At 42.5% G+C, this 20,522-nt stretch carries 14 protein-coding genes; 5 read left to right on the top strand and 9 right to left on the bottom strand.

The window, feature by feature from the left end; all coding sequences use genetic code 11:
• Positions 1 to 6: 6 nt before the first annotated feature.
• The 5 genes from F824_RS0106940 to F824_RS0106915 all read right to left on the bottom strand — a co-directional run bounded on the left by F824_RS0106940 (position 7) and on the right by F824_RS0106915 (position 7,213).
• Complete coding sequence (locus F824_RS0106940) at positions 7 to 1,845, bottom strand: T9SS type A sorting domain-containing protein (RefSeq protein WP_019597145.1); 1,839 nt, start codon at positions 1,843 to 1,845, stop codon at positions 7 to 9.
• Positions 1,845 to 2,618, bottom strand: coding sequence for a PASTA domain-containing protein (locus F824_RS0106935; protein ID WP_019597144.1), 774 nt, complete (start codon positions 2,616 to 2,618; stop codon positions 1,845 to 1,847). The genes F824_RS0106940 and F824_RS0106935 overlap by 1 nt, the downstream gene beginning before the upstream one ends.
• A 174-nt stretch (positions 2,619 to 2,792) precedes the next feature.
• Positions 2,793 to 5,846, bottom strand: coding sequence for a M43 family zinc metalloprotease (locus tag F824_RS0106925; protein WP_019597142.1), 3,054 nt, complete (start codon positions 5,844 to 5,846; stop codon positions 2,793 to 2,795).
• A gap of 16 nt (positions 5,847 to 5,862) precedes the next feature.
• On the bottom strand, positions 5,863 to 6,111 hold the full coding sequence (locus tag F824_RS0106920) for a NifU family protein (RefSeq protein ID WP_019597141.1): 249 nt from the start codon (positions 6,109 to 6,111) through the stop codon (positions 5,863 to 5,865).
• 7 nt (positions 6,112 to 6,118) lie between these two features.
• Positions 6,119 to 7,213 (bottom strand): Mrp/NBP35 family ATP-binding protein, encoded by a 1,095-nt coding sequence (locus F824_RS0106915; RefSeq protein WP_019597140.1) that lies wholly within the window; start codon positions 7,211 to 7,213, stop codon positions 6,119 to 6,121.
• A gap of 188 nt (positions 7,214 to 7,401) precedes the next feature.
• On the opposite strand from F824_RS0106915, the gene dnaG reads away from it, so the two are divergent.
• The 5 genes from dnaG (at position 7,402) to F824_RS0106890 (ending at position 14,316) form a co-directional block, all read left to right on the top strand.
• Positions 7,402 to 9,339, top strand: a complete 1,938-nt coding sequence (dnaG, locus tag F824_RS0106910; RefSeq protein WP_019597139.1) for a DNA primase — start codon at positions 7,402 to 7,404, stop codon at positions 9,337 to 9,339.
• A gap of 86 nt (positions 9,340 to 9,425) precedes the next feature.
• Positions 9,426 to 10,646 (top strand): bifunctional 3,4-dihydroxy-2-butanone-4-phosphate synthase/GTP cyclohydrolase II, encoded by a 1,221-nt coding sequence (locus F824_RS0106905; protein ID WP_019597138.1) that lies wholly within the window; start codon positions 9,426 to 9,428, stop codon positions 10,644 to 10,646.
• A 111-nt stretch (positions 10,647 to 10,757) separates the two neighbouring features.
• Positions 10,758 to 11,393, top strand: coding sequence for a hypothetical protein (locus F824_RS0106900; RefSeq protein WP_026333545.1), 636 nt, complete (start codon positions 10,758 to 10,760; stop codon positions 11,391 to 11,393).
• A gap of 6 nt (positions 11,394 to 11,399) precedes the next feature.
• Positions 11,400 to 12,182, top strand: a complete 783-nt coding sequence (gene surE, locus F824_RS0106895) for a 5'/3'-nucleotidase SurE (protein ID WP_026333544.1) — start codon at positions 11,400 to 11,402, stop codon at positions 12,180 to 12,182.
• A gap of 181 nt (positions 12,183 to 12,363) precedes the next feature.
• Entirely contained in the window at positions 12,364 to 14,316 is a 1,953-nt protein-coding gene (locus F824_RS0106890) for a tetratricopeptide repeat-containing sensor histidine kinase (RefSeq protein WP_161629724.1), read from the top strand.
• Here F824_RS0106890 and F824_RS0106885 read toward each other — a convergent pair.
• The 4 genes from F824_RS0106885 to F824_RS0106870 form a co-directional block, all read right to left on the bottom strand.
• Positions 14,291 to 15,160, bottom strand: a complete 870-nt coding sequence (locus F824_RS0106885) for a type 2 periplasmic-binding domain-containing protein (protein WP_019597134.1) — start codon at positions 15,158 to 15,160, stop codon at positions 14,291 to 14,293. The genes F824_RS0106890 and F824_RS0106885 overlap by 26 nt on opposite strands.
• 109 nt (positions 15,161 to 15,269) lie before the next feature.
• Entirely contained in the window at positions 15,270 to 16,604 is a 1,335-nt protein-coding gene (locus tag F824_RS0106880) for an MFS transporter (RefSeq protein WP_019597133.1), read from the bottom strand.
• Positions 16,605 to 16,651: 47 nt separating this feature from the next.
• Positions 16,652 to 19,078: a glycoside hydrolase family 31 protein gene (locus F824_RS0106875; protein ID WP_019597132.1), complete on the bottom strand. Its 2,427-nt coding sequence runs from the start codon at positions 19,076 to 19,078 to the stop codon at positions 16,652 to 16,654.
• 200 nt (positions 19,079 to 19,278) lie between these two features.
• The gene (locus F824_RS0106870) at positions 19,279 to 20,319 is read right to left on the bottom strand and encodes a LacI family DNA-binding transcriptional regulator (RefSeq protein WP_019597131.1); all 1,041 of its coding nucleotides are present in this window, start codon (positions 20,317 to 20,319) and stop codon (positions 19,279 to 19,281) included.
• Positions 20,320 to 20,522: the final 203 nt, after the last annotated feature.

The raw sequence follows: 20,522 nt of genomic DNA, 5'->3' as shown, positions 1-20,522 counted from the left end.
TTGATCCTATTTTACTAAAATTCTAATTGATGTTTGTTCTTTGTTGATGATAAGCTTAATTAAATATACACCCTTCTGAAGTCCCGCAAAATTAATGATTTTTCCTTTTTGGAAATCCTCAGAGGCCAAGTTTAATATCCTGCCAAATGAATCATAAATCACGATTGAATCAAACACTCCTTCTACAAATAATTTATCCTCGACAGGATTTGGGTAGGCAACTGGTTTTGGAGGCGCTTCTGATTCTTCGGTGACAGGTGCCTCTGGATTTAAATGTGCCCGAATCATCAGCGAACCAGTGACACTTTCGTTTTGTTGCCAGCTTCCACTGACATTATAGAAAATCTCAGTTGCATTGTCCTTGGTTTTGTCCAAACCGACGTGAATGAAATCATTGGTAAATTGCATAAACCCCACAAAGAAAATATCATTTACTTGGACATTGGTGTCGAATTCAAAAAAGGAGAATTCCTGTATGTCCCTACTCTCTGGGATCAGAATTTCTTTGACGATTACCGGTGGTTCATCCAGATCATTCCAGACCATCAAATCCACACCTCTGCCTACTTGGTTGAAATTCGTGAAATTGATGCTTATGCCTGTTAAATAGGTCAATTCATCGATTTCATACCGAACAGCAAGCATCCCAGACCTTTGGTTGATTCCTGCCGAATAATCCACTGATCCATTGTCATACGCAAAATAGTCCCTCAAAGGAAGTGTTGTTCTTACCGTATCATTGACCCGATAATCGACGGCATCAAAAAACAAGGTGTCTCCATCAATCAATTTGAAGAGAAATTCATCGCCGGAACTGAGATAGGTTAGGATTTCCCAATCTTGTTGGGTATCAGGAAGTTTGATGTTGAGAAAATCATTGCTGGAAAAAGAACGTCTTTCCAGTGCCAAGGGTACAGGATTGAAAGGTGTGTTATTGTTAATCTTTTGAAGTATAGCTTGGCTGTTCCTTTCCCTGATTTCGACCGTAAATTCCATTGCCCTAAATCGATTGCTGAGGTTGTTGAACTCATTTCTGGTTTTAGCCCAATATCTTTCCGGATTCCTCTTCAATTCAAAAAGGGGGACGGCACTGTGCTTTTCAAATGGTCTGTCATTCGTACTGGTGAGGGATCGGTCGTCAAAAAAGGATGCATTTGCGGACCGGTCCTTGTTCAGAAACACATAATCCAAAAGCCAGCTGTCAAATGGTCCTGAACTTCTTCCACGGGCTTGAAAGCGGAACTGGAATGCGGCATGCTGATAGGAGGGGGGGACAGCAATTGTTTCAGGCGTGAATACTTGTTGGTTATCTTCAAAACCTCCGGCTTGGCTCCAGACTTCCGTCCAAATACCCTGGCCATCCAAAAACAACAAGGTCAATTCGTCCCTAGCATCCGGCAATTCCGCTTTTCCTCCCGCTTGCCAGTAAAAACTCAAAAACAAAGTATTTGCTTCCTGGGATGTCAGATTGGAAAGATCAATTGGTTTTGAGGTAATTCGATCTGTCAATCCCTGCGCTGTCGGGGCATTTGCATAGGGTTTACCGGTATTGTCTACCCCATCCAAAAGCAAGACACCCAAACTCGGAGGGGAATTCCCTACTGTGTTGGACTTGGTGACTCCTTCTACCATCCACTTGGCAGTATCGATTGCATCTGCTGAGAAATCATCCCAAAAAGGAATGTTAAGTGGAGATTCCTTTATTTTTAAATTTTGATTTTTGGTTTTTTGAGCCTTAACTCTTTCTGGCGTAGGCAATTGTGAGAATTGGGCAAAAGCCTTCCAGCTACCTGAAAATGCAATCAACAGGAAATTAAGCAAGAATATGGCTATTGCCTTTTTCATCAAAAATTGGTGGCTTTGGTTATCTCAGAGATCCAAAGATCAATTGGTTCCCCAGTTTTCACTACAGCACCGAATGGGGGCATTTGCTGCAAAATGGTGCCCTGTGGAACAGTATCCGTTGAGACATAATTGATCCTTCCCATTCTCAATCCAGATCCGATAATCAAAAATTCCGCATCTATTTCATCCATACCAACTAAGTTGGGAACATCCAGGATTTGATTGCCCAATCCATCTCCGACGACAAGATCTATTTGGGAGCCTTTGGCGATTTCGAATCCCTCTGGGATGTTTCTGCCTCTGTATTTTTGTTCAAGCACTACATTGATCCCTATATCTGGGACATAGATGATTTCACCTCTCACCAATCCGTTGTTGGCCAAGATTTCCTGGACATTTTTTAGGAGACTGTTAACCAAATTCGGCATTTTGATCAAGGGGGCATTCTTGGCATTCAGGGTGATATAAATCTTACGCCCCTGCTTGACCTTACTTCCTGGTTTTGGAGATTGTTTGATTACCGAAAGAGGTTTGCTTTCAGCATTGAACCCACTGTCTGAGGAGATCTCCAACTGGAGATCCCTTGAACTGAGATATTTCTCCAGCTCCGCATATTCGAAACCTTCCAGATCAGGTACGGTTACCGTCTGGCCATGATTGGTGTAGTTAGGCAAAAAGACGTTGAGGAAAATTAATGTAAGGATTAGGATTATACCTATAACGACTGCAATATGAATACTTATTTTTTTGAGGGAGTCTTTTATGGTACCCATTGAGTAGTATTTTTTTTAAGCTAACGTATAGCGTTTGAATAAAATTGAATTTCAAACACAAATGTATTCATTTGAATTGAAATTCAGGGCGCAAATCCTGTACCCAATTTCAAACAATCCTGAAAGATTTCAATCAAGACTGTTTGGAATTGCTGGTTTTTTCAAATGAGGGAATTAATACAGGATAAGCCTTCTGGTTTCGGTAATGGATCTGCTGGTGATTTTCACGACGAATAATCCCTTAGAAAAGAGTTGGGAGCTGAAGGAATATGTCTGATTCAATGTGTTTGGATAATCAATGTCCTGCACCAAAGCTCCTGTAGCTGAGAAAATCTGGATATTTACCATTTCAAAAGTCTCCAGATTAAAGGCGATATTGAAGATTTCCCTTGCCGGGTTAGGGTAAATGACTGTGTTTCCCAAGCCTGGATTTACAGGTTCCTCATTTGCGGCAAGAAATAATTCGACATTGTTTAGGTACAAGGTACTGTTTGTCTCCTCGCCTCCTTCCAACACAAAAGCCAATCTACTCTTTTCGTTTCCTTTTCCGGCGAAGGCCGTCAGATTTACATAGTCTCGAATATAGTCGGTTGAGGAATTTGGATTAACCTGCCCTGTCTGGACGGTGCTGATCTCATTTCCTGTTTTTCGATATACTTCCTGATAGGTCACACCACCGTCTTTACTGGCAAGCAATTTGAAAACAGTGCCAGCCGAAACCGGGCCAGATGCCCTATCAAAGAAGACACTGGCTTGACTGCTAATGCTCAAATCAAAGGTAGGAGAGCCTAACCAATAACTGTTGAGCGCTTGTTGCGCATCGATTCTGGCAACATTGCTTCCAGTCGAACCCACTTGCAAGGCCGCCAAATCCCAAGCTTCAAAATTATTCTCGGGATTCACCGTTACCCAAGGACCGATGGAAGTGGCATTGTCAAAATTTTGTCGCCAAGGTGCACGTGTACTTTCTGTATTTTGTACCACATACCTGAGCAAAGTACTTGGGTCTCTGTCGTTTTGATCGAAATTTGGAGCCGTCAGCGCATATCCCAATGAATTCATTCCCATGGAAGTGGACTTGGGTAGGTTGATGTTGGTGGTTCCTCCAGCAGGAAGTGCTAAACCCCGTGCAAGAAAGGATTGTGGGGAATTGTTGTTTGTCCGTCTGGTAAACATAAATCCAGAGACTGGGAGATTTCCGGTATTCGTGATGGAAAGAGTTTCCTGTCTATGTTCTCCGTTGGTAATGGGCTTCGGTTCCACCAATTCATTGATTCTTACGGCATATCGGAAAGTCTCTTGAGATAGGATTTCAATGTCTTTTATATAAATATTGTTTCCGTATCCATTTCTACTGATAAATGCAATTCTAACATTTCCGAAATCGGAGAACTTGGCCAAATTGACAATTTCCCTTCTGAATTGGTTTTCTGAAACAGGGACAAATTCGTCCAAAGTGGGGGCAGATGTTTCCAGAAAATCCCTGCCTTTGTTGTAGGGAGGATTCAAGATATCAAAGGTGTTTCCGCAGTCGGTTGAAACCGCTATCATTAATGCATCACCAAAACCGTTGGCTTCATATGGTGCATGAGCCAAATTGAAAGTTAACTGTGCATTTGGGAAGGCTGACAGGTCTAATTGTGGGGAAATGAAATAATCCAGTTCTCCTGCCCCGTCATATTCATAATGTCGGATCATAATGGCGTTTTGGGTTACGCCTGATATATTCATGTTGCGTTGTTCCCAAGTGATGCCACCATCTGGATTGTCGATGACCCATTTGGTATTGAAATCAGCAGGGATATAGGAGTAGGGCAGTGAGACGACAGTCTGTAAACTTGGAGTGGATGTGATCCGATTGTTTGATGGGTTATTGTCAATAGTGTTGTTGACAAACAGGATATTCGACTCAAATTCATTGCTCCCCGTAGGATTCAAAGTGATGGGGTTGAAAGTGAGAATGGTGGATTCACCAGTGGTAAGGTTTACCGAGAATGTTCTTGTCTCCAAGACCACACCATTGTTTTTGATCTCAACTTGGGTAGTGGTGATTGGATTGGTTCCAGAATTGAATACTTGGATTTGTGGGGTGATTTGATTGGTACATATGAAATCCTGTGGATTTATGATCCTTTCAAAACCAAGATCATTGCTGACCAATTGGGGGACGATTGTCGCCCTGTTATTCACCAAGGAAGATCTTCTGGGGCTGAACTCCAAAACCACGTTCATTCTGGCGACTTGCCCGACAGTAAAGATATTCATGCAGGCATCAGGGGTATAGTCCATGTAGTTTTCGGCCATGTCCCTGCGATCACACGAAAATCTTGGATTGTCCAAGCGGCAAGAATTGTTTGGAGAACCCTGTAAAGGCGTGTCTGCAACAAAGTCGTCCACACTGCAATCCCCATCTCCCCAAATATGCCTCAGTCCAAAAAAATGACCTACTTCGTGTGTGGCGGTTCTTCCGCGAGAACCACTGACAGCATTGTTTCCTTCCCCAAAATAACGATAATCGATGGTCACACCATCAGTTTCGGCCGGATTGGAAGGGAAATTTAGGCCAGGCAATTCTGAAATTGGAAATGACGCAAATCCAATAAATGGAGAGGTCAGGGGCACGACCCAAATATTCAAGTATTCATCCGGTGGCCATAAAGCCAACTGTCCGATTAAGCCCGCATCGCTGGGGCTGTATGTGGATTTTGGCCCTTGGACCCGCATGATTCCACTGGTTGGCAATCCCCGAGGATCCTGTTTTGCCAGCACAAACTCGATTTGTGCATCCGCAGCTACTCCCAAAAACTCAGAAGGTGTACTGCCGATATCTGGATTTTGTCTTCTAAAATCTTCTGTCAATGTTCGGATTTGGGACTGTATTTGTGCCTCCGGAATATTGGCACCTTCGCCTATGGCAGTACCATTGTGAATGACATGAACAACAACTGGGATAATTCTAGGCCCATTTTGGGTTTTGAATTGGGCGGCAGGACGTCTTTTGATTTCCTGCATTTTGCCGTTCATCCATGCTTCGAAATAGTCCCGACTGCCATAGATGCCCAATAGCTCTTCCTGCATTTTTTCCAAATGGAGAGCGCCGCACTTTTCATCGTGCTGATGTTCAATTGCTTTCCCGAAAAAATTTTGGGAAAAAGTGTTTCTAATGGGTAAAATAAATAAAAAGGATAAGACCAAACCCATCCTAAGTGTCAGAAATATCCTTTTCATTCTTGTTACTTTACATTTAAGCTAGGGCAATATTGACAGCCTCTACTTTGTTGATTTCTGGAATTGCTCGTTTTATAGCTTCTTCCACACCCGCCTTTAGAGTCATAGTGGACATTGGGCAGGAGCTACATGACCCCAACAACTCCAATCTCAGCACCATATCTTCTGTGATTTCTACGACCCTTACATTGCCTCCATCTGCTTCCAGATAAGGTCTGATAGTATCCAACGCCTCTTCCACTTTATTTAATATGTCTGTATTCATTCTATTTTTAGGAATTTACATGTACCACTTCTGTCTTTGATTTTTCCGAATTTCTGATCGCAACTTGTCTCGCGACACTCTCAGCCAATTTGGAAAAAGCTTCTCTAGTAATCCCATCTTTCAATACTGCTGGGTATCCCGTATCACCACTTTCACGGATGCTTTGCACGATTGGGATTTCTCCCAAAAAAGGAACATTGAATTTTTCGGAAAGTTTTTGTCCTCCTTCTTTTCCAAAAATATAATATTTGTTTTCAGGCAATTCATCAGGTGTAAAATAAGCCATATTTTCCACAACACCTAAAACAGGTACGTTTATTTGTGGCTGTCTAAACATGGTCAAACCCTTGGTAGCATCGGCAATGGCCACTTTTTGAGGAGTGGTCACAATCACGGCCCCTGTTACGGGGATGGTTTGCACCATTGTGAGATGAATATCAGATGTGCCAGGTGGAAGATCGATCAATAGATAATCAAGTTCTCCCCAGGCTACGTCAGAGATGAATTGCTTCAAAGCTGAGCTTGCCATAGGACCTCTCCATACCACGGCAGAATCCGCCGGCGTCAAAAACCCAATAGACATCAATTTTACACCATATTGCTCAATTGGGTAAATGGTGTTCTTGCCATCCACCTGCTTCACAGCGGGTTGCTCTCCTTCCACGTTGAACATGATGGGGACAGATGGTCCCGCAATGTCCGCATCGATTAACCCCACTTTTGCACCCAAATTGGCCAATGCCACAGCAAGGTTGCAGGAAACCGTGGATTTACCGACTCCGCCTTTGCCCGAAGCAATTGCGATGATGTTCTTCACTTGAGGGAGCAGCGGTGTATCCCCTCTGGTGGAGGTTACATTGGAGGTCATAAAAATATCGAGTTCAAAACCTTTGCCGAAAGCCTTTTCCAAAGCCTCAACACAATTGTTCTTGATAACTTCTTTCAATGGGCAAGCAGGAGTAGTCAACACCACACTGAAACTGATTTTGTTTCCCCCTGCCTCAAGGTTTTGGATCATTCCCAGGGTGACCAAATCTTTTTTCAAATCCGGATCATCCACTGTGGATAGGGCTTTCAATACCTGCTCTTTGTTAATATTCATGCTTTAAGATTTATAATTGCTGCAATTTAGTCTATAATTATTCTAAATAAAAGATTGGGCTGGTGAATAGCATTGATCTTTTAGCGTTAAAAACGAAACATGATTTCAATCCAAATGGTTTCTCTATTTCTAAGGCTAATGTTTTGCACAAATACTTTTTTTATCTTTGCATTTTCAAAGTGTATTCAATGGGCATTAGCAGAGGAACTACAGACAAGGTCAAAGAGCGGGCAGATATAGAGGAGGTGGTCAATGATTATGTGCCTTTGAAGAAAAAAGGTCAGAACCTTTGGGCCTGTTGTCCCTTTCACAACGAAAAATCCCCTTCGTTTTCGGTTTCTCCTGCCAAGCAGATTTATAAATGTTTCGGTTGTGGAAAAGCGGGTGATCCTATCCAATTTGTCATGGACATTGAGGGGGTGGGTTTCAACGAAGCGATAAGGCATTTGGCCCAGAAGTACGGTATTGAGGTTGAAGAAGACAAAGAAGTTACTCCCCAAGACATTCAGGCATTCAATGAACGCGAGAGTCTTTATATCGCATTGGGGTTTGCAAAAGATTTTTTTGTGGCGAATCTCCAGAAAGAGGAGGGAAAAGCCATAGGTTTCAGTTACTTCAAGGAAAGGGGATTCAGTCAAGCCATTATCGATAAATTTGATCTTGGCTATGCAATGGACGGTTGGGACCATCTGCTCAAGGCCGCCAAAAAATCAGGACATTCGGAGGAAATTTTGTTGAAGGCAGGCCTGATCCTCCAAAAGGAAGGAGAGCCAGAAAGACTGTATGACAGATTCAGGGGAAGGGTAACTTTTACCATCCACAATCTGGGAGGGAAACCCATCGGTTTTGGTGCCAGGATTCTCACCCAAGACAAAAAACAACCCAAGTACATCAATTCCCCTGAGACGGAAGTCTATCACAAAAGCGATGTGCTTTACGGGATGTTTCAGGCCAAAAAATCCATCAGGGAGAAAGACAACTGTTACCTTGTCGAAGGCTACACGGATGTGGTCTCGATGCATCTTTCCGGGATAGAAAATGTGGTTGCCTCCTCAGGCACTTCCCTTACGGAAAACCAGATTAAGCTCATCAAAAGATTTACGGACAATGTAACGGTGCTCTTTGATGGGGATGCTGCAGGAATAAAGGCGTCTTTGAGGGGGATTGACATGCTTTTGGAAGGTGGGCTTAACGTGAAAGCTGTCGTCTTTCCGGAGGGAAACGATCCAGACAGTTATTCCAGGAAGGTCGGGTCCAACGCCTTTCAGGAATACTTGGCAAAATTTTCAAAGGATTTTATCGCCTTCAAGATCAGTTTGTATGCTGAAGAAGCATCCAATGATCCCATCAAGCGGGCTGACCTGATCAAACAAGTCGTCCAAAGCCTTTCCAAAATCCCTGATCCGATTATTCGCTCGGTTTACATTCGCCAATCGGCCAATCTTCTTGAGATAGAAGAGGAGATCATCCAGATCGAATTGAACAAAATCCTTTTGAAGGTTCAGAAGGATCAGTTTTACAGAGAACAAAGGGAGGAGAATGAAACTCCCGTTGAGGACTATCTTCCCGTTCAAAAAGAATCGGTTTCCTACACTACCCAGCTTATGGCCCAGGAAAGGGAAATGATGCGGATGTTGGTCAGTTATGGATTTGAAATGGTCTCGGAAGACCTGCGTGTGTGCGAATATTTACTCCAGGAAACAGCGGAATTGAATTTCGAGACCCCGGTTTTTGTCAATATTCTCGTGATTTACAAAAAAGCCTTATCGGATGGTTTGCTTCCCAGACCGGAATATTTTTTGGATTCACCTGACCCAGAGGTAAAAAAAGAAGTCATCAATATGATCACCCGCAGGCATGAGATTTCAAAACTTTGGGAAGATAGACATCAGATTTTCACCCCCGATGAGGCAGATGACCTTGCCAAATCGGTGTACGACAGTATTTTGCGACTGAAGCAGAAAGTGCTCAAAAAAATGCTGGAAGAAGCCATTCACAAAATCAAAGAAGGAGAAGCCCAAAAGGCCAGCGATGAAGAAATCTCCCAAAGTCAGATGGTTTATATGGAATTGAAGAAATTTCAGGTTGAAATCGATCGGCAGTTGGGGATTGTTATCAGTTCATAAACCAAACTTTAATTGGGTAAATACAGTTTTCATCAACAAAGCATGTAATTTTACAGGCTCTAAATAATAGCATTCAACAAACTAACATGTCTCAAGAAAATCAACTCCATACCATAGAAGAAGCAATTGAAGCCATTAAGAATGGTGAGGTAATCATCGTGGTGGATGATGAAGACCGAGAAAATGAAGGTGATTTTGTCTGTGCAGCAGAAAAAGTCACTCCGGAAATCATCAACTTCATGGCCACTCACGGAAGAGGTTTGATCTGTGCCCCACTGATTGAAGACCGTTGCGAAAAATTAGGTCTCCAATTAATGGTGGGAAGTAATACTGCTGCTTTTGAAACCCCATTCACTGTATCCGTAGACCTTGTAGGCCATGGATGCACCACGGGTATTTCTACTAGTGACCGTGCCAAAACAATCAAGGCACTGATCGACGACAGCATTCACCCCGATGAATTGGGGAAACCGGGACATATTTTCCCGCTTAAAGCAAAGCGGGGTGGTGTGCTCAGAAGGGCTGGTCATACGGAAGCAGCCATAGATTTGGCAAGACTTGCAGGCTTCTCGCCCGCAGGAGTCTTGGTAGAAATCATGAATGAAGACGGTACGATGGCCAGGCTTCCCGATTTATTCGAAGTGGCCAAAAAATTTAACCTGAAACTCGTTTCCATCAAAGATCTAATCGCCTATAGGCTCAAAAACGAAAGCTTGATCAAGCGCGAGATTGGCGTCAGTATGCCTACAGAGTGGGGAGATTTTGATCTGATCGCTTTTCAACAAACAAATACCGGTGACCATCATTTGGCTTTGATCAAAGGGGAATGGGCCATAGACGAACCGGTCATGGTGCGGGTACATTCTTCCTGTATTACAGGTGATATATTCGGTTCCTGTCGATGTGATTGTGGATCACAGCTTCACCACGCCATGGAAATGGTCCAGAAGGAGGGGAAAGGGGTTGTGCTGTACATGAATCAGGAAGGAAGAGGAATTGGGTTGATCAATAAGCTGAAGGCATATAAACTTCAAGAGCAGGGAATGGACACCGTTCAGGCAAATCTTGCCTTGGGATTTCCAATGGACAACCGTGATTACGGGGTAGGAGCTCAGATTCTTAGGGATTTGGGAGTAAGCAAAATCCGTTTGATTTCGAACAACCCTACTAAAAGAGTTGGCCTTTTGGGTTATGGGCTTGAAATAGTAGAACAGATTCCCATCGAGATCCTTTCGAATCCACACAACGAAAAATACCTGGCTACCAAGCGCGACAAGATGGGGCATACCATCATGAAAAACAAATGATCAAAATGCCCTGAGCAATCGGGGTATTTTGTTTTATAAAATTGGATGCTCAATCAACCAATCCTTGCCCAAATGCGTTACTTAGTTAGTAACACCAAAAAACAAATCGATATGAATAAGATACTGCTTTCTTCTCTTTTCATATTCTTTATGGGCCAACATCTGATTGCACAACAGAATCAGTTTCCTTCGCAGATTTGGCACCAAGGGAAAATAATCACCAATGCGGGTCAGGTATTTCAAGGCAATATCAAATATGATCTTGATAACAATCTAGTTCAGATGCAGGACCAGAACTTGGAGACTTTTGGCGCCTCAAATGTGTCCCAATTTGAAATATTTGATGAAATCTATGGCGGAATAAGGGTGTTTTATGCGCTCCCCTATGCTTTGGCCACAGATTACGAAACACCGGTTTTCTTCGAAATCCTCACTCAGGGAGATGATATTGCTTTGCTCTGTAGAGAGTATATCGCCACAGACAACAGAGGGGTGGGTATGTATGGATCGATGATGATGAACCCCATGTGGGGACCCCAAATGATGGGTGCACATCGCTTGGCCTTCAATTATTACTTTTTCAAGGATGGTAAAATCCAGAAGTATTCGCAAAAGAAAAAAGAGCTGTTTGATTTTTTTGGAAATAGGGCAGATGAAGTCGAGCTGTTCATGAGAAAAAATAGACTTTCACACGACAAAAGAGGTGATTTACTGAGGATTACAGCTTATTACAACCAACTTAATTAATTATTTATGTCAAAAAAGCCCCTTATTCTTGTGTCAAATGATGATGGAATAACATCTAAAGGCATCAGGGTATTAGTTAGCATTATGAAAAAACTGGGTGACGTAGTCGTCGTGGCACCCGATAGCCCACAATCCGGAATGGGTCATGCCATCACCATCGGTGAGACACTCAGGTTATATGAAGAAGATATTTTTGAGGATGTAGTTGCATTCAAATCCAGTGGTACACCCGCGGATTGTGTGAAATTGGCCAAACATCATGTGTTGAAAGAAAGAAAGCCTGATCTGGTGGTCAGTGGCATCAACCATGGAAGCAATACCTCCATCTCAGTGCTCTACTCGGGAACCATGTCGGCGGCAATAGAAGGTGCTTTGGAAGGATACCCTTCTATCGGTTTTAGTCTTTGTGATTACTCTTCCAAGGCCGAATTTGACCATTTGGAAGAATATGTCTACAAAATCTGCAAGCAGGTACTGGATCATGGCATGGCCAAGGGAGTTGCACTAAACGTGAACTTTCCCCCAAAAAGAAACGAATCCATCAGAGGAATCAAGATTTGTCGCCAAGCACATGCAAAATGGCAAGAAGTTTTTGAGGAACGCTTTGATCCCAATGGACGCAATTATTTTTGGATGGCGGGCAATTTTGTCAATTTTGATAAGGGAGAAGACAATGACGAATGGGCAATCGCCAACAATTATGTTTCCATTGTCCCTTGTCAATATGACTTGACAGCACACCATGCCATCTCTCAAATGAATCAGGATTGGAACTGGGAAATGTTTTGATCTTAGGTGGTAAGACCCGATTACGAATTATTAAAATTAAAAAACCACTCCTCAGAGTCTGATCAATTTAATGGATTATGCAATAAAAGCTGATTCGGATTCCCCGCTTTTGTTGTATAATCCATTGATTATATGCAACTTGTTTTCTAATATTCATGAAATAACGCTCCTGATTCCAAGCATGTATAGAACCTTCATTTTTTTGATTGTTATCGTCATTATTCCGAATTTTACTGATGCGAGGCAAAAGAATACGGATAGCTTGAAACAGGTAATCCGCCAACAGCCAAATGGTTCCTTAAAAATTGATGCCCTGAACAAGCTAACTTTTTTATTAAGGGAACTGGATTTGGAGGAGGCTTTGTCCTATGGAGAAACTGCCGAAAAAATGGCGGTAGAATTCCAAGATAGTCTGGGATTGGGTAGGGCAATGGGGAATATAGGCTGGATCTATTACCGTTTGGGAAAATGGGAGCCAGCTTTCAGGTATTCTAGAACTGCCTATACCATAGGGGTTTCTCAAGGCGATTATAGAGAGGTAGCCATGGTGCTGAATAATCTTGGAGCGCTCTACTACCAGCAAAAAAATTATATAGAAGCGCTCAAAAAATTCAAGGAAGCTTATGGTCTGGGACTTCAATTAAATGATCCCTATGTCAAGATCAGGAGTGTGAACAATATTGCATTGAATTTTTCCCTAATTGGGGAGTTGGATTCGGCAATGGTTTATGCCTTGGAGGCCTTGAAAGTAAATGAACAAGATGGTTCTCATTATTTTTACAGTTTTACAAATCGGGTAATCGGAGATATCCACATGGGTAAAGGGGAATTGTCAAAGGCCATTGATACCTATAAGCACTCTTTGGAAGTAAGCTCGCATCAGAAATTGAAATCATTTGAAACCTCCGTGTTGCACAGATTGGGCAATGCATATCTTAAGAATGGGGAGATTTCCAAATCTATTCAAGTACTGGAAAGAGGCTTGGAGCTAGCGCGATCCAACTCCTTTAGGGATGAATTGCTCCAAATCTATAAAAATTTAGCGAAGGCTTATGAGGAATCCGGAGATATACAAAAAGCATTTATTTATCAAAAATCTTATATCGAGCTCAATCAAGAACTTGATTCTGAATCAGACATGAACCGATTGGCCTTGGTACAGGGAATGTTTGAGGTAGAGAAGTCAGAGACGGAACTTCTTTATTTAAAATCCGAGAATGAACTTAAAGCCATCAAATTGGAATCGGTGGAAAAGACTGTGTTTTTTATGACGCTTGCCGCGGTTGTATTCGTGATATTTTTAATTTGGCTTTTTATCCTGAATAGAAAGGCCGAAGTCACCAACATAAACCTCAAACAGGAGCAGGTAAAAGTAAACCTTCAAAAGAAGGAATTGGAAATTAAATCTTTGGAACTTCAAGATGCCAATACTACCAAGAATTCCCTTTTTTCGATTCTTGGCCATGATCTGAGAGCACCTGTTGCACAACTGAAAGGCGTATTGGATTTGATCCATCAAAAGGAACTGAGCAAAGAGGAATTTGAATCCATTTCCAATACCTTAAAACGTGATGTGGATGCCTTGTTTGTCAACCTTGACAATTTACTCAATTGGTCACGTACACAACTGGATGGGTTTAGGGTGAATATGGCGGAATTGGAAGTTTCTGAAGTTATCCTGCCTTGTTTAAACCTATTTCAATATCAGGCCAGTACAAAAAATGTAAGCTTTAAAATTCTCATTCAGGAAAACGCGTTGATAATGGCCGACAAGGATCTGTTACAAGTAGTTTTGCGTAATTTTATTAGCAATGCCCTTAAATTTTCCAAAAAAGGAGGGGTGATAGCTGTTTTTACCGAAGAGACAGCTCTCAACACTATATTGAAAATCCAAGATTATGGCATCGGTATGACAAAAGAGCAAGTGGAGGCCATTACTGGAGTGGATATGCTTATGAAATCAAGTATGGGAACGGAACAGGAACGGGGCACAGGCTTGGGCTTGCTCCTTTGTAAGAAGATCATCCCTATGATGGACGGGGCCATGGAAATTCAAAGTGAAAAAGGTAAGGGTACCTTGATAACCCTTACCTTACGCAAATCCACCATTACTTTGCCTGCACAAGTGGTTTAAAAACAAAATTGTCTGGACTTATTTTTTTCTGGATCAATCCCAATCTTTTTAAAATGTTCATTGTGTTTTCGAAAATCTCCAAATCCACCCGAGAATCTTCCGCCCATTGGGTTTGCTTAAGCCAAGCTTGAATATCTTCCTGTAAAATCCCGTATTTATCGCTCAACTGGATCGGGAAATCAGGGTCAGCACGGAGCGTACTTGATTTTTCATAGACCAAATCCCTCAATTTTCGTAATATTTCACGGTGTTTTTGAATGGATTCATCGGATGCCACGATCACAAAGCAGGGCCAAGGCGTCGGTATTTCGCCAATTCTCTTGAAAGAACCCTGGTCAACCAAAGGTTTGGTGGTGTATTTTTCCCAAAGAAAAGTCTTCGGAATATCACTGATAAAACTTTTTTTGGCACCTTCCATATTGCCAATAACCTCAAACTCCAAAACACTGAAATCCCATTTTTCTCTTTCGGCCAACAAAAAAGCCATTAGGTGAGAACCTGAACCAAACCTGCTGATGAGAAAAGGTGCATTTTTTAATTCTCCCAATTCAGTCACTTTGGACCTTCCGGAAACATGAATACCCCAAACCAAAGGGGATTTGACATGAAACCCGATAATACTTCCGGGGTTACCCTCTATTTTATCTTTCACAAAACTTTCTGTCAGTACGATGGCGACATCTGCGTTCCCTTCCCGAATCGCCTTGTTCATCTCTCCCGAACCTCTGGATTCATTTTGCCACTCCAGCTTGATTTCCTGATCTAAAAAAGGTTGACTTTCCACCACTTTTTCCCACACATAATTAAAATGTTCTGGTACGCCTATGATTCTTATAGTTTCCATAATCAAATTTTTTCGAAATTATTGCTCCATTGAGAATTCTAATATAATCTCTTTAAATCAAACAAATTTCAATTCTGGATGTGCATCCTTTGGGATGGATAAGTGGAGATCAAACATCATGTGTGGCGCCTCTATCGGTGATCAGAAGGTTACACAATCCAGCAAGAATCAATGAAGTCCCCGCCAAAACCATAGTAAAGATAACTTCCTCGCCAAACAAGAATTTATACAAGAAATTGATGCCCCCCAAAGCAGCCACAATCTGCGGGATTACGATAAACATGTTGAAAATACCCATATAAACTCCCATTTGCTTGGGATTTACCGTACCCGAAAGCATGGCGTAGGGCATGGAAAGGATACTTGCCCAAGAAATCCCCACCAAAGCAAAGCAAATATGGAGCATCCAAGGCGCTGAAATATAATAGATCAGGATAAAACCAAATCCGCCAGCGATCAAACTGAACATGTGCACCAATTTTCGGTTGATTTTCATTTTGCTGGTGACAAATGCCAAAATCAAAGCAAAAAACATGGAAACCAGACCATAGGTTCCAAGATAATTCCCAACGCTGTCCGCAGCATCGTTATACGCCACGGAAGCCGTATCGGTGGATTTGAAAATGTGTTCGGTAATGGCTGGAGTGGCGAAACTCCACATCGTGAAAAATGCAAACCAAGAGAAAAACTGAACCAATCCCAATTTTTTCATCACCATAGGCATCTCCGCAATGTTTTTGAAAATCTCCTTGAATCCATTGAAAAAACCTTTGCTTTCCTCATTTTCCCTTTGGAAGATTTGTAGGTCTTCGGGTGGGTACTCTTCGGTTTTGAAAATGGTAAAGAGAATGGAACTTAACAATACAAAAGCGCCTATCCCAAATGCAAATTTAACCGAATCGGGGATGATCCCTGGTTCTGCTGTGTTCGGGATACCGATCTGGGTCATCATCCAAGGGAGATTACTCGCCACCCAAGTGCCTATCCCGATAATCAAGGTCTGCACCACAAATCCATAGGACCGTTGACTGTCTGGTAGTTTGTCTGCAACCAAGGCCCTGAAGGGTTCCATGCTGATATTGATGGATGCGTCCAAAATCCAAAGTGATCCTGCCGCCATCCACAACGCACTTGAATAAGGGGCGAAAAACAAAGCGGCAGTACTCAAGACTGCACCAATAAAGAAAAATGGTTTCCTCCTTCCGAAGGTTGGATGCCAAGTCCTATCGCTGAGGTAACCCACGATGGGCTGCACCAACAGTCCGGTCAAGGGTGCGGCTATCCAAAGCAGCGGAATCGCATCTTTCTCCGCACCAAGGGTTTGGAAAATACGAGACATAAAACCTCCTTGAAGCGCGAAGCCAAATTGAATGCCCAGAAACCCGAAACTCATGTTCCAGATCTGCCAAAAATTGAGGCGCGGTTTTTCTATGATTTTTAGCATTATTTTGGGGCAATTGATAATTAACGGTTATGGGTTGTATTGGATTTCTATTGGAGTTCAATCGAAAAGGCTTCAGCCAGATGATCAATGGTGACGCTTTGGATTTCCTCTATATCAAAGTAGGGGTGGAGTTGATCCGGTAAGGGATCGAATTCAGAAAGTTTATCCAGAAAAGCCATGTTTTCCTTCTTGGTTGTTATAAGCTCTCCAGCAAATTTGATTTTTTTGATATCCAAGCCGTGAAAAAGAAGCTTTATAGAGTGGAATGCTGAGGCAAACTGCCCCTCAGATTTTCTGAAATGGAGCATTTCTCCTGTGGATGTCCATTCGATTTCCCTTTTGAAAAATCCACCGTTTTTATATGCCATGCTATGTCCATCATCTTCGTAGTGCAGATACTGGGCTTTTCCTTTGCTGTTGTAAAAATGAAGTCTTAAAATCCCATCGTGCTTTTCACCTGTATGCGAAACGTCTGATTGTAGGGCCAGTACAGATCCTGCTTTTACAAAAACCGGTAGGTAATTCAAGGGGGTATCGACGTAAATCACCTGATTGCCCGAATATTTTTGATCATTGAAGAGGTAATACCATTCTCCCTCGGGGAGATATACTTTGGCGATTTCCTTGGTGCTTTCTACAGGGGCGATCAGGAATTTATCACAGAAAATATATTGATTTTGGTAAGCCGTTTCATACACAAGGGGATCATGTGGGAAATCGATGGCAAGACTCCTGGCAATCGGCAAGCCATCGACAGTGCTTTTATAAAATCCGCTGTATAGAGTTGGCAGTAGACGATACCGAAGCTTCATGTAATTTCTGGAAATTTCTTCCACTTCTTCCCCAAATGACCAAGGCTCTGCGTCATTGCTGTTGATCATGGAATGGGCCCTGTAGAGTGGCGCAAAAGTGGCAATACTCATCCATCTGGCAAACAACGATTTGCTGGATTCTCCACAAAATCCTCCGACATCATATCCAGCAAAAGACACACCGCTGAGGCCCAGGCTATTGACCAGGCGAATGCCCGCCATCATGTGTTCTTCGCTGGCCACATTATCACCTGTCCAGGCAGCGGCAAAACGTTGGATACCTGAAAATCCCGATCTGCTTAGGACAAAGGGTCTTTCTTCGGGATTGTGAAGCAAACTTCCCTCCATCGCAGCTCTTGCCATCTGAAGACCATAAATATTCCTGGCTTTTCGATGGCTGACTTCTTCTCCTTCATAATGGAAGTTCAAGAGATTTGGTGTAAACTGACCCCAAGAAGCCGGTTCATTCATATCCGTCCAATAGCCATCTACTCCGATTTCTTGATAGAAAGCCATTTTTTCGGCCCACCATGCTCTGGTTTCTGTTTTGGTGAAATCCGGGAAAGCACACCAGCCCGGCCAAACCTGTCCTTCATAAATTTCCCCATCGGGATATTCCACAAAAAGTCCTTTTTCTCTGCCTTCGGCATAAGGAAGGTAATCTTGATCGGATTTGATTCCAGGATCCATGATCACGACCACCTTAAATCCCTTTTCCTTCAAGCTGCTTACCATCGCCTTTGGGTTGGGGAATTTTTCGCCGTCAAAGGTGAATACCTTGTACTTTTCCATATGGTGGATATCCAAGTAGATGACATCTGCAGGCATGTTTTTTTCACGAAAAGTGTTGGCTAGTGTCATCACTTCTGAATCAGGATAATAGGAATACCGGCACTGTTGGAATCCAAGAGACCAAAGCGGTGGCATCTCCATGCGTCCCGTCAATGTGGTGTATGCACTGATGATTCCTGAAACAGTCGAGTCGTGGAAAAAATAATAATCCAAATCCCCATCTTCAGCACTGTAATATACAAATCGGTTGTTGGAAGCACCAAAATTGAAAACGGTCTTGTGGGAGTTGTCAAAGAATATACCGTAAGCCAGATTATTGTGCAATCCTATGTAGAATGGGATGGACATATAGAGCGGATCATCATTCACCCCATAGGCAAAATAATCCGTGTTCCAGTTGGTATAGGCACGTCCAGCCCTATCGAGATTTCCTGTTTTTTCACCCAGCCCGATGAATCGCTCCTTTTTCTGAACTTTTTTGTAATTGCTAACTTCTGTACCCAGCCATGAAACCGCAAAAGCTGGATCATCTTGATTCAAAACCATCCCATCCGGGCTTAAAAAGGTCAGGCCAAATGGGGAAAGATTAATTTGAACATGGATTTTTGAAGTTTCAAGAGAAATAAATTTGTCATTTTCCACAACAGTGAAATCCAATTTTTTTGGGCTTCCAATGACGCTGTAGGGATTTGGGGAAAAATCATCGTCTTTGCTCACCTGAATCCGGATGGTGTGCACTTCATACAAAGTGATCGAAAAATTAGCCTCGGAAGTTTTTCCAGAGATTCCAATTTCCGATTTTTCCCAAGATTGAACTTCTCCTATGGCAAGGTTTTGCTTTCCCTTTCTTTTATTGGTCACTTCCGTCATTTGTATGGGTAATTTAAGCTGTATGTTTTAATTTGGGCAATTGCAAAAATCTAATTTAGGAAGGAAAATCAAAGTAAAAAACAATGGCAAAAGAAGCGGAGCAGACCCTGGCGAACAACGCAAGAATTAATGCCCCAAAACAAAAAATATGGCCCTATTCAAACGTTTGCACAAATAAAGCGGCCAACATGAAAATTAACCTAGAATTTTTTTCTTTGGGAAGATTGCCGGATAATGAGCTCAGTTTCCAGCACTATGGTTCGGTGTTCCCTGGTGGTGATGGCCTCTTTTTTCTTGTCGATCAGGTCCAAAAGCAATTTAGTGGCTGTTTGACCAATATTGAACCCATGTTGGGAAACCGTGGAAAGCGGTGGGTCAATCATTGCCGAAAACTGCCAATCGGAGAAGCCAACGACTCCGACATTTTCTGGTATTTTAAGGCCTAGCGATTTGAGTGCCATCATGCTGCCCGCCGCAGCGATATCATTGGAGGCAAACACCCCGTCCGGAACAGGTGATTTTTCGAAAATTTCTTTGGTGATCTGAAAACTTTCTTCCTGCGTGCCTTTCGGGCATTCAATGATCCAATCCTGATTCAGCGGGATATTGGCCTGCTTTAAGGCTTCCATATAGCCTTTTTGCCTTTGCTTGCTGATGTCCAGATTTTTGGGTCCTGCGAGATGAACGATTTTTGTACAGCCTTGTGCGATCAAGTGCTTGACAGCCTCGAAAGCTCCTTGGAAATCGTTGACGGTGACATTTACTGTATTCTCAAGGTCGGGAACCCGATCAAAAAAGACAATGGGGAAGTTGATGTCAATCAATTTTTTGAAGTGCTCAAAATCAACTGTCTCCTTAGAAAAACTCACCAACAGCCCATCAATCTGATTGGAAAGCATTGTCTCTATACTCGATTTTTCTCTGGCAAGGCTTTCATTTGTTTGGCAAAGAATGACATTGTAGCCATTTGAAAACGCGATTTCCTCCACTCCACTGATGACTGTTGAGAAGAAAAAATGAACCACTTCAGGGATGATCACACCGATGGTGAAAGATTTGCTTCTCCGCAAGCTCATGGCCACGGCATTGGGCCGATAGCTCCATTTTGCTGCCAAAGCTTTCACTTTTTCTTTTGTCTCATCACTGATTCCCGGATAGTCTTTCAATGCCCGGGAAACTGTCGATGGGGAGATATTCAACTCTTTGGCAATGTCTACAATCGTAACTTGTCCTAATTTCATAGATAATGATAATACTCGTCTGCTGACCAAATGTTTTGTCCCGATTGGGATTGAAATAAAAGATCAGATAGCCACCGCGTAATGTAATACTCCCTAGAACAATAAAAAAGTATTTTTTTCATTTGGGATGTGCAAACGATTGCGGTGACGTTTGCACTACTTTTTTTGTGGTTTTCTGGAAAAAGAACTTGCTTTTCGCAATT

The sequence above is a fragment of the Rhodonellum psychrophilum GCM71 = DSM 17998 genome (assembly GCF_000381545.1).
GTDB lineage: Bacteria > Bacteroidota > Bacteroidia > Cytophagales > Cyclobacteriaceae > Rhodonellum > Rhodonellum psychrophilum.
Note: the sequence above shows the minus strand (reverse complement) of the source record. Positions and strands in the feature narration are given on the sequence as shown.

Excerpts from the sequence above, each read along its gene's own strand:
- F824_RS0106870 (WP_019597131.1), bottom strand. The coding sequence starts at position 20,319 with ATGAAATTAGGACAAGTTACGATTGTAGACATTGCCAAAGAGTTGAAT.
- F824_RS0106905 (WP_019597138.1), top strand. The coding sequence starts at position 9,426 with ATGTCTCAAGAAAATCAACTCCATACCATAGAAGAAGCAATTGAAGCC.
- F824_RS0106900 (WP_026333545.1), top strand. The coding sequence starts at position 10,758 with ATGAATAAGATACTGCTTTCTTCTCTTTTCATATTCTTTATGGGCCAA.
- F824_RS0106880 (WP_019597133.1), bottom strand. The coding sequence starts at position 16,604 with ATGCTAAAAATCATAGAAAAACCGCGCCTCAATTTTTGGCAGATCTGG.
- F824_RS0106920 (WP_019597141.1), bottom strand. The coding sequence starts at position 6,111 with ATGAATACAGACATATTAAATAAAGTGGAAGAGGCGTTGGATACTATC.
- F824_RS0106885 (WP_019597134.1), bottom strand. The coding sequence starts at position 15,160 with ATGGAAACTATAAGAATCATAGGCGTACCAGAACATTTTAATTATGTG.
- F824_RS0106940 (WP_019597145.1), bottom strand. The coding sequence starts at position 1,845 with ATGAAAAAGGCAATAGCCATATTCTTGCTTAATTTCCTGTTGATTGCA.
- F824_RS0106925 (WP_019597142.1), bottom strand. The coding sequence starts at position 5,846 with ATGAAAAGGATATTTCTGACACTTAGGATGGGTTTGGTCTTATCCTTT.
- F824_RS0106890 (WP_161629724.1), top strand. The coding sequence starts at position 12,364 with ATGTATAGAACCTTCATTTTTTTGATTGTTATCGTCATTATTCCGAAT.
- F824_RS0106875 (WP_019597132.1), bottom strand. The coding sequence starts at position 19,078 with ATGACGGAAGTGACCAATAAAAGAAAGGGAAAGCAAAACCTTGCCATA.
- dnaG (WP_019597139.1), top strand. The coding sequence starts at position 7,402 with ATGGGCATTAGCAGAGGAACTACAGACAAGGTCAAAGAGCGGGCAGAT.
- F824_RS0106935 (WP_019597144.1), bottom strand. The coding sequence starts at position 2,618 with ATGGGTACCATAAAAGACTCCCTCAAAAAAATAAGTATTCATATTGCA.
- surE (WP_026333544.1), top strand. The coding sequence starts at position 11,400 with ATGTCAAAAAAGCCCCTTATTCTTGTGTCAAATGATGATGGAATAACA.
- F824_RS0106915 (WP_019597140.1), bottom strand. The coding sequence starts at position 7,213 with ATGAATATTAACAAAGAGCAGGTATTGAAAGCCCTATCCACAGTGGAT.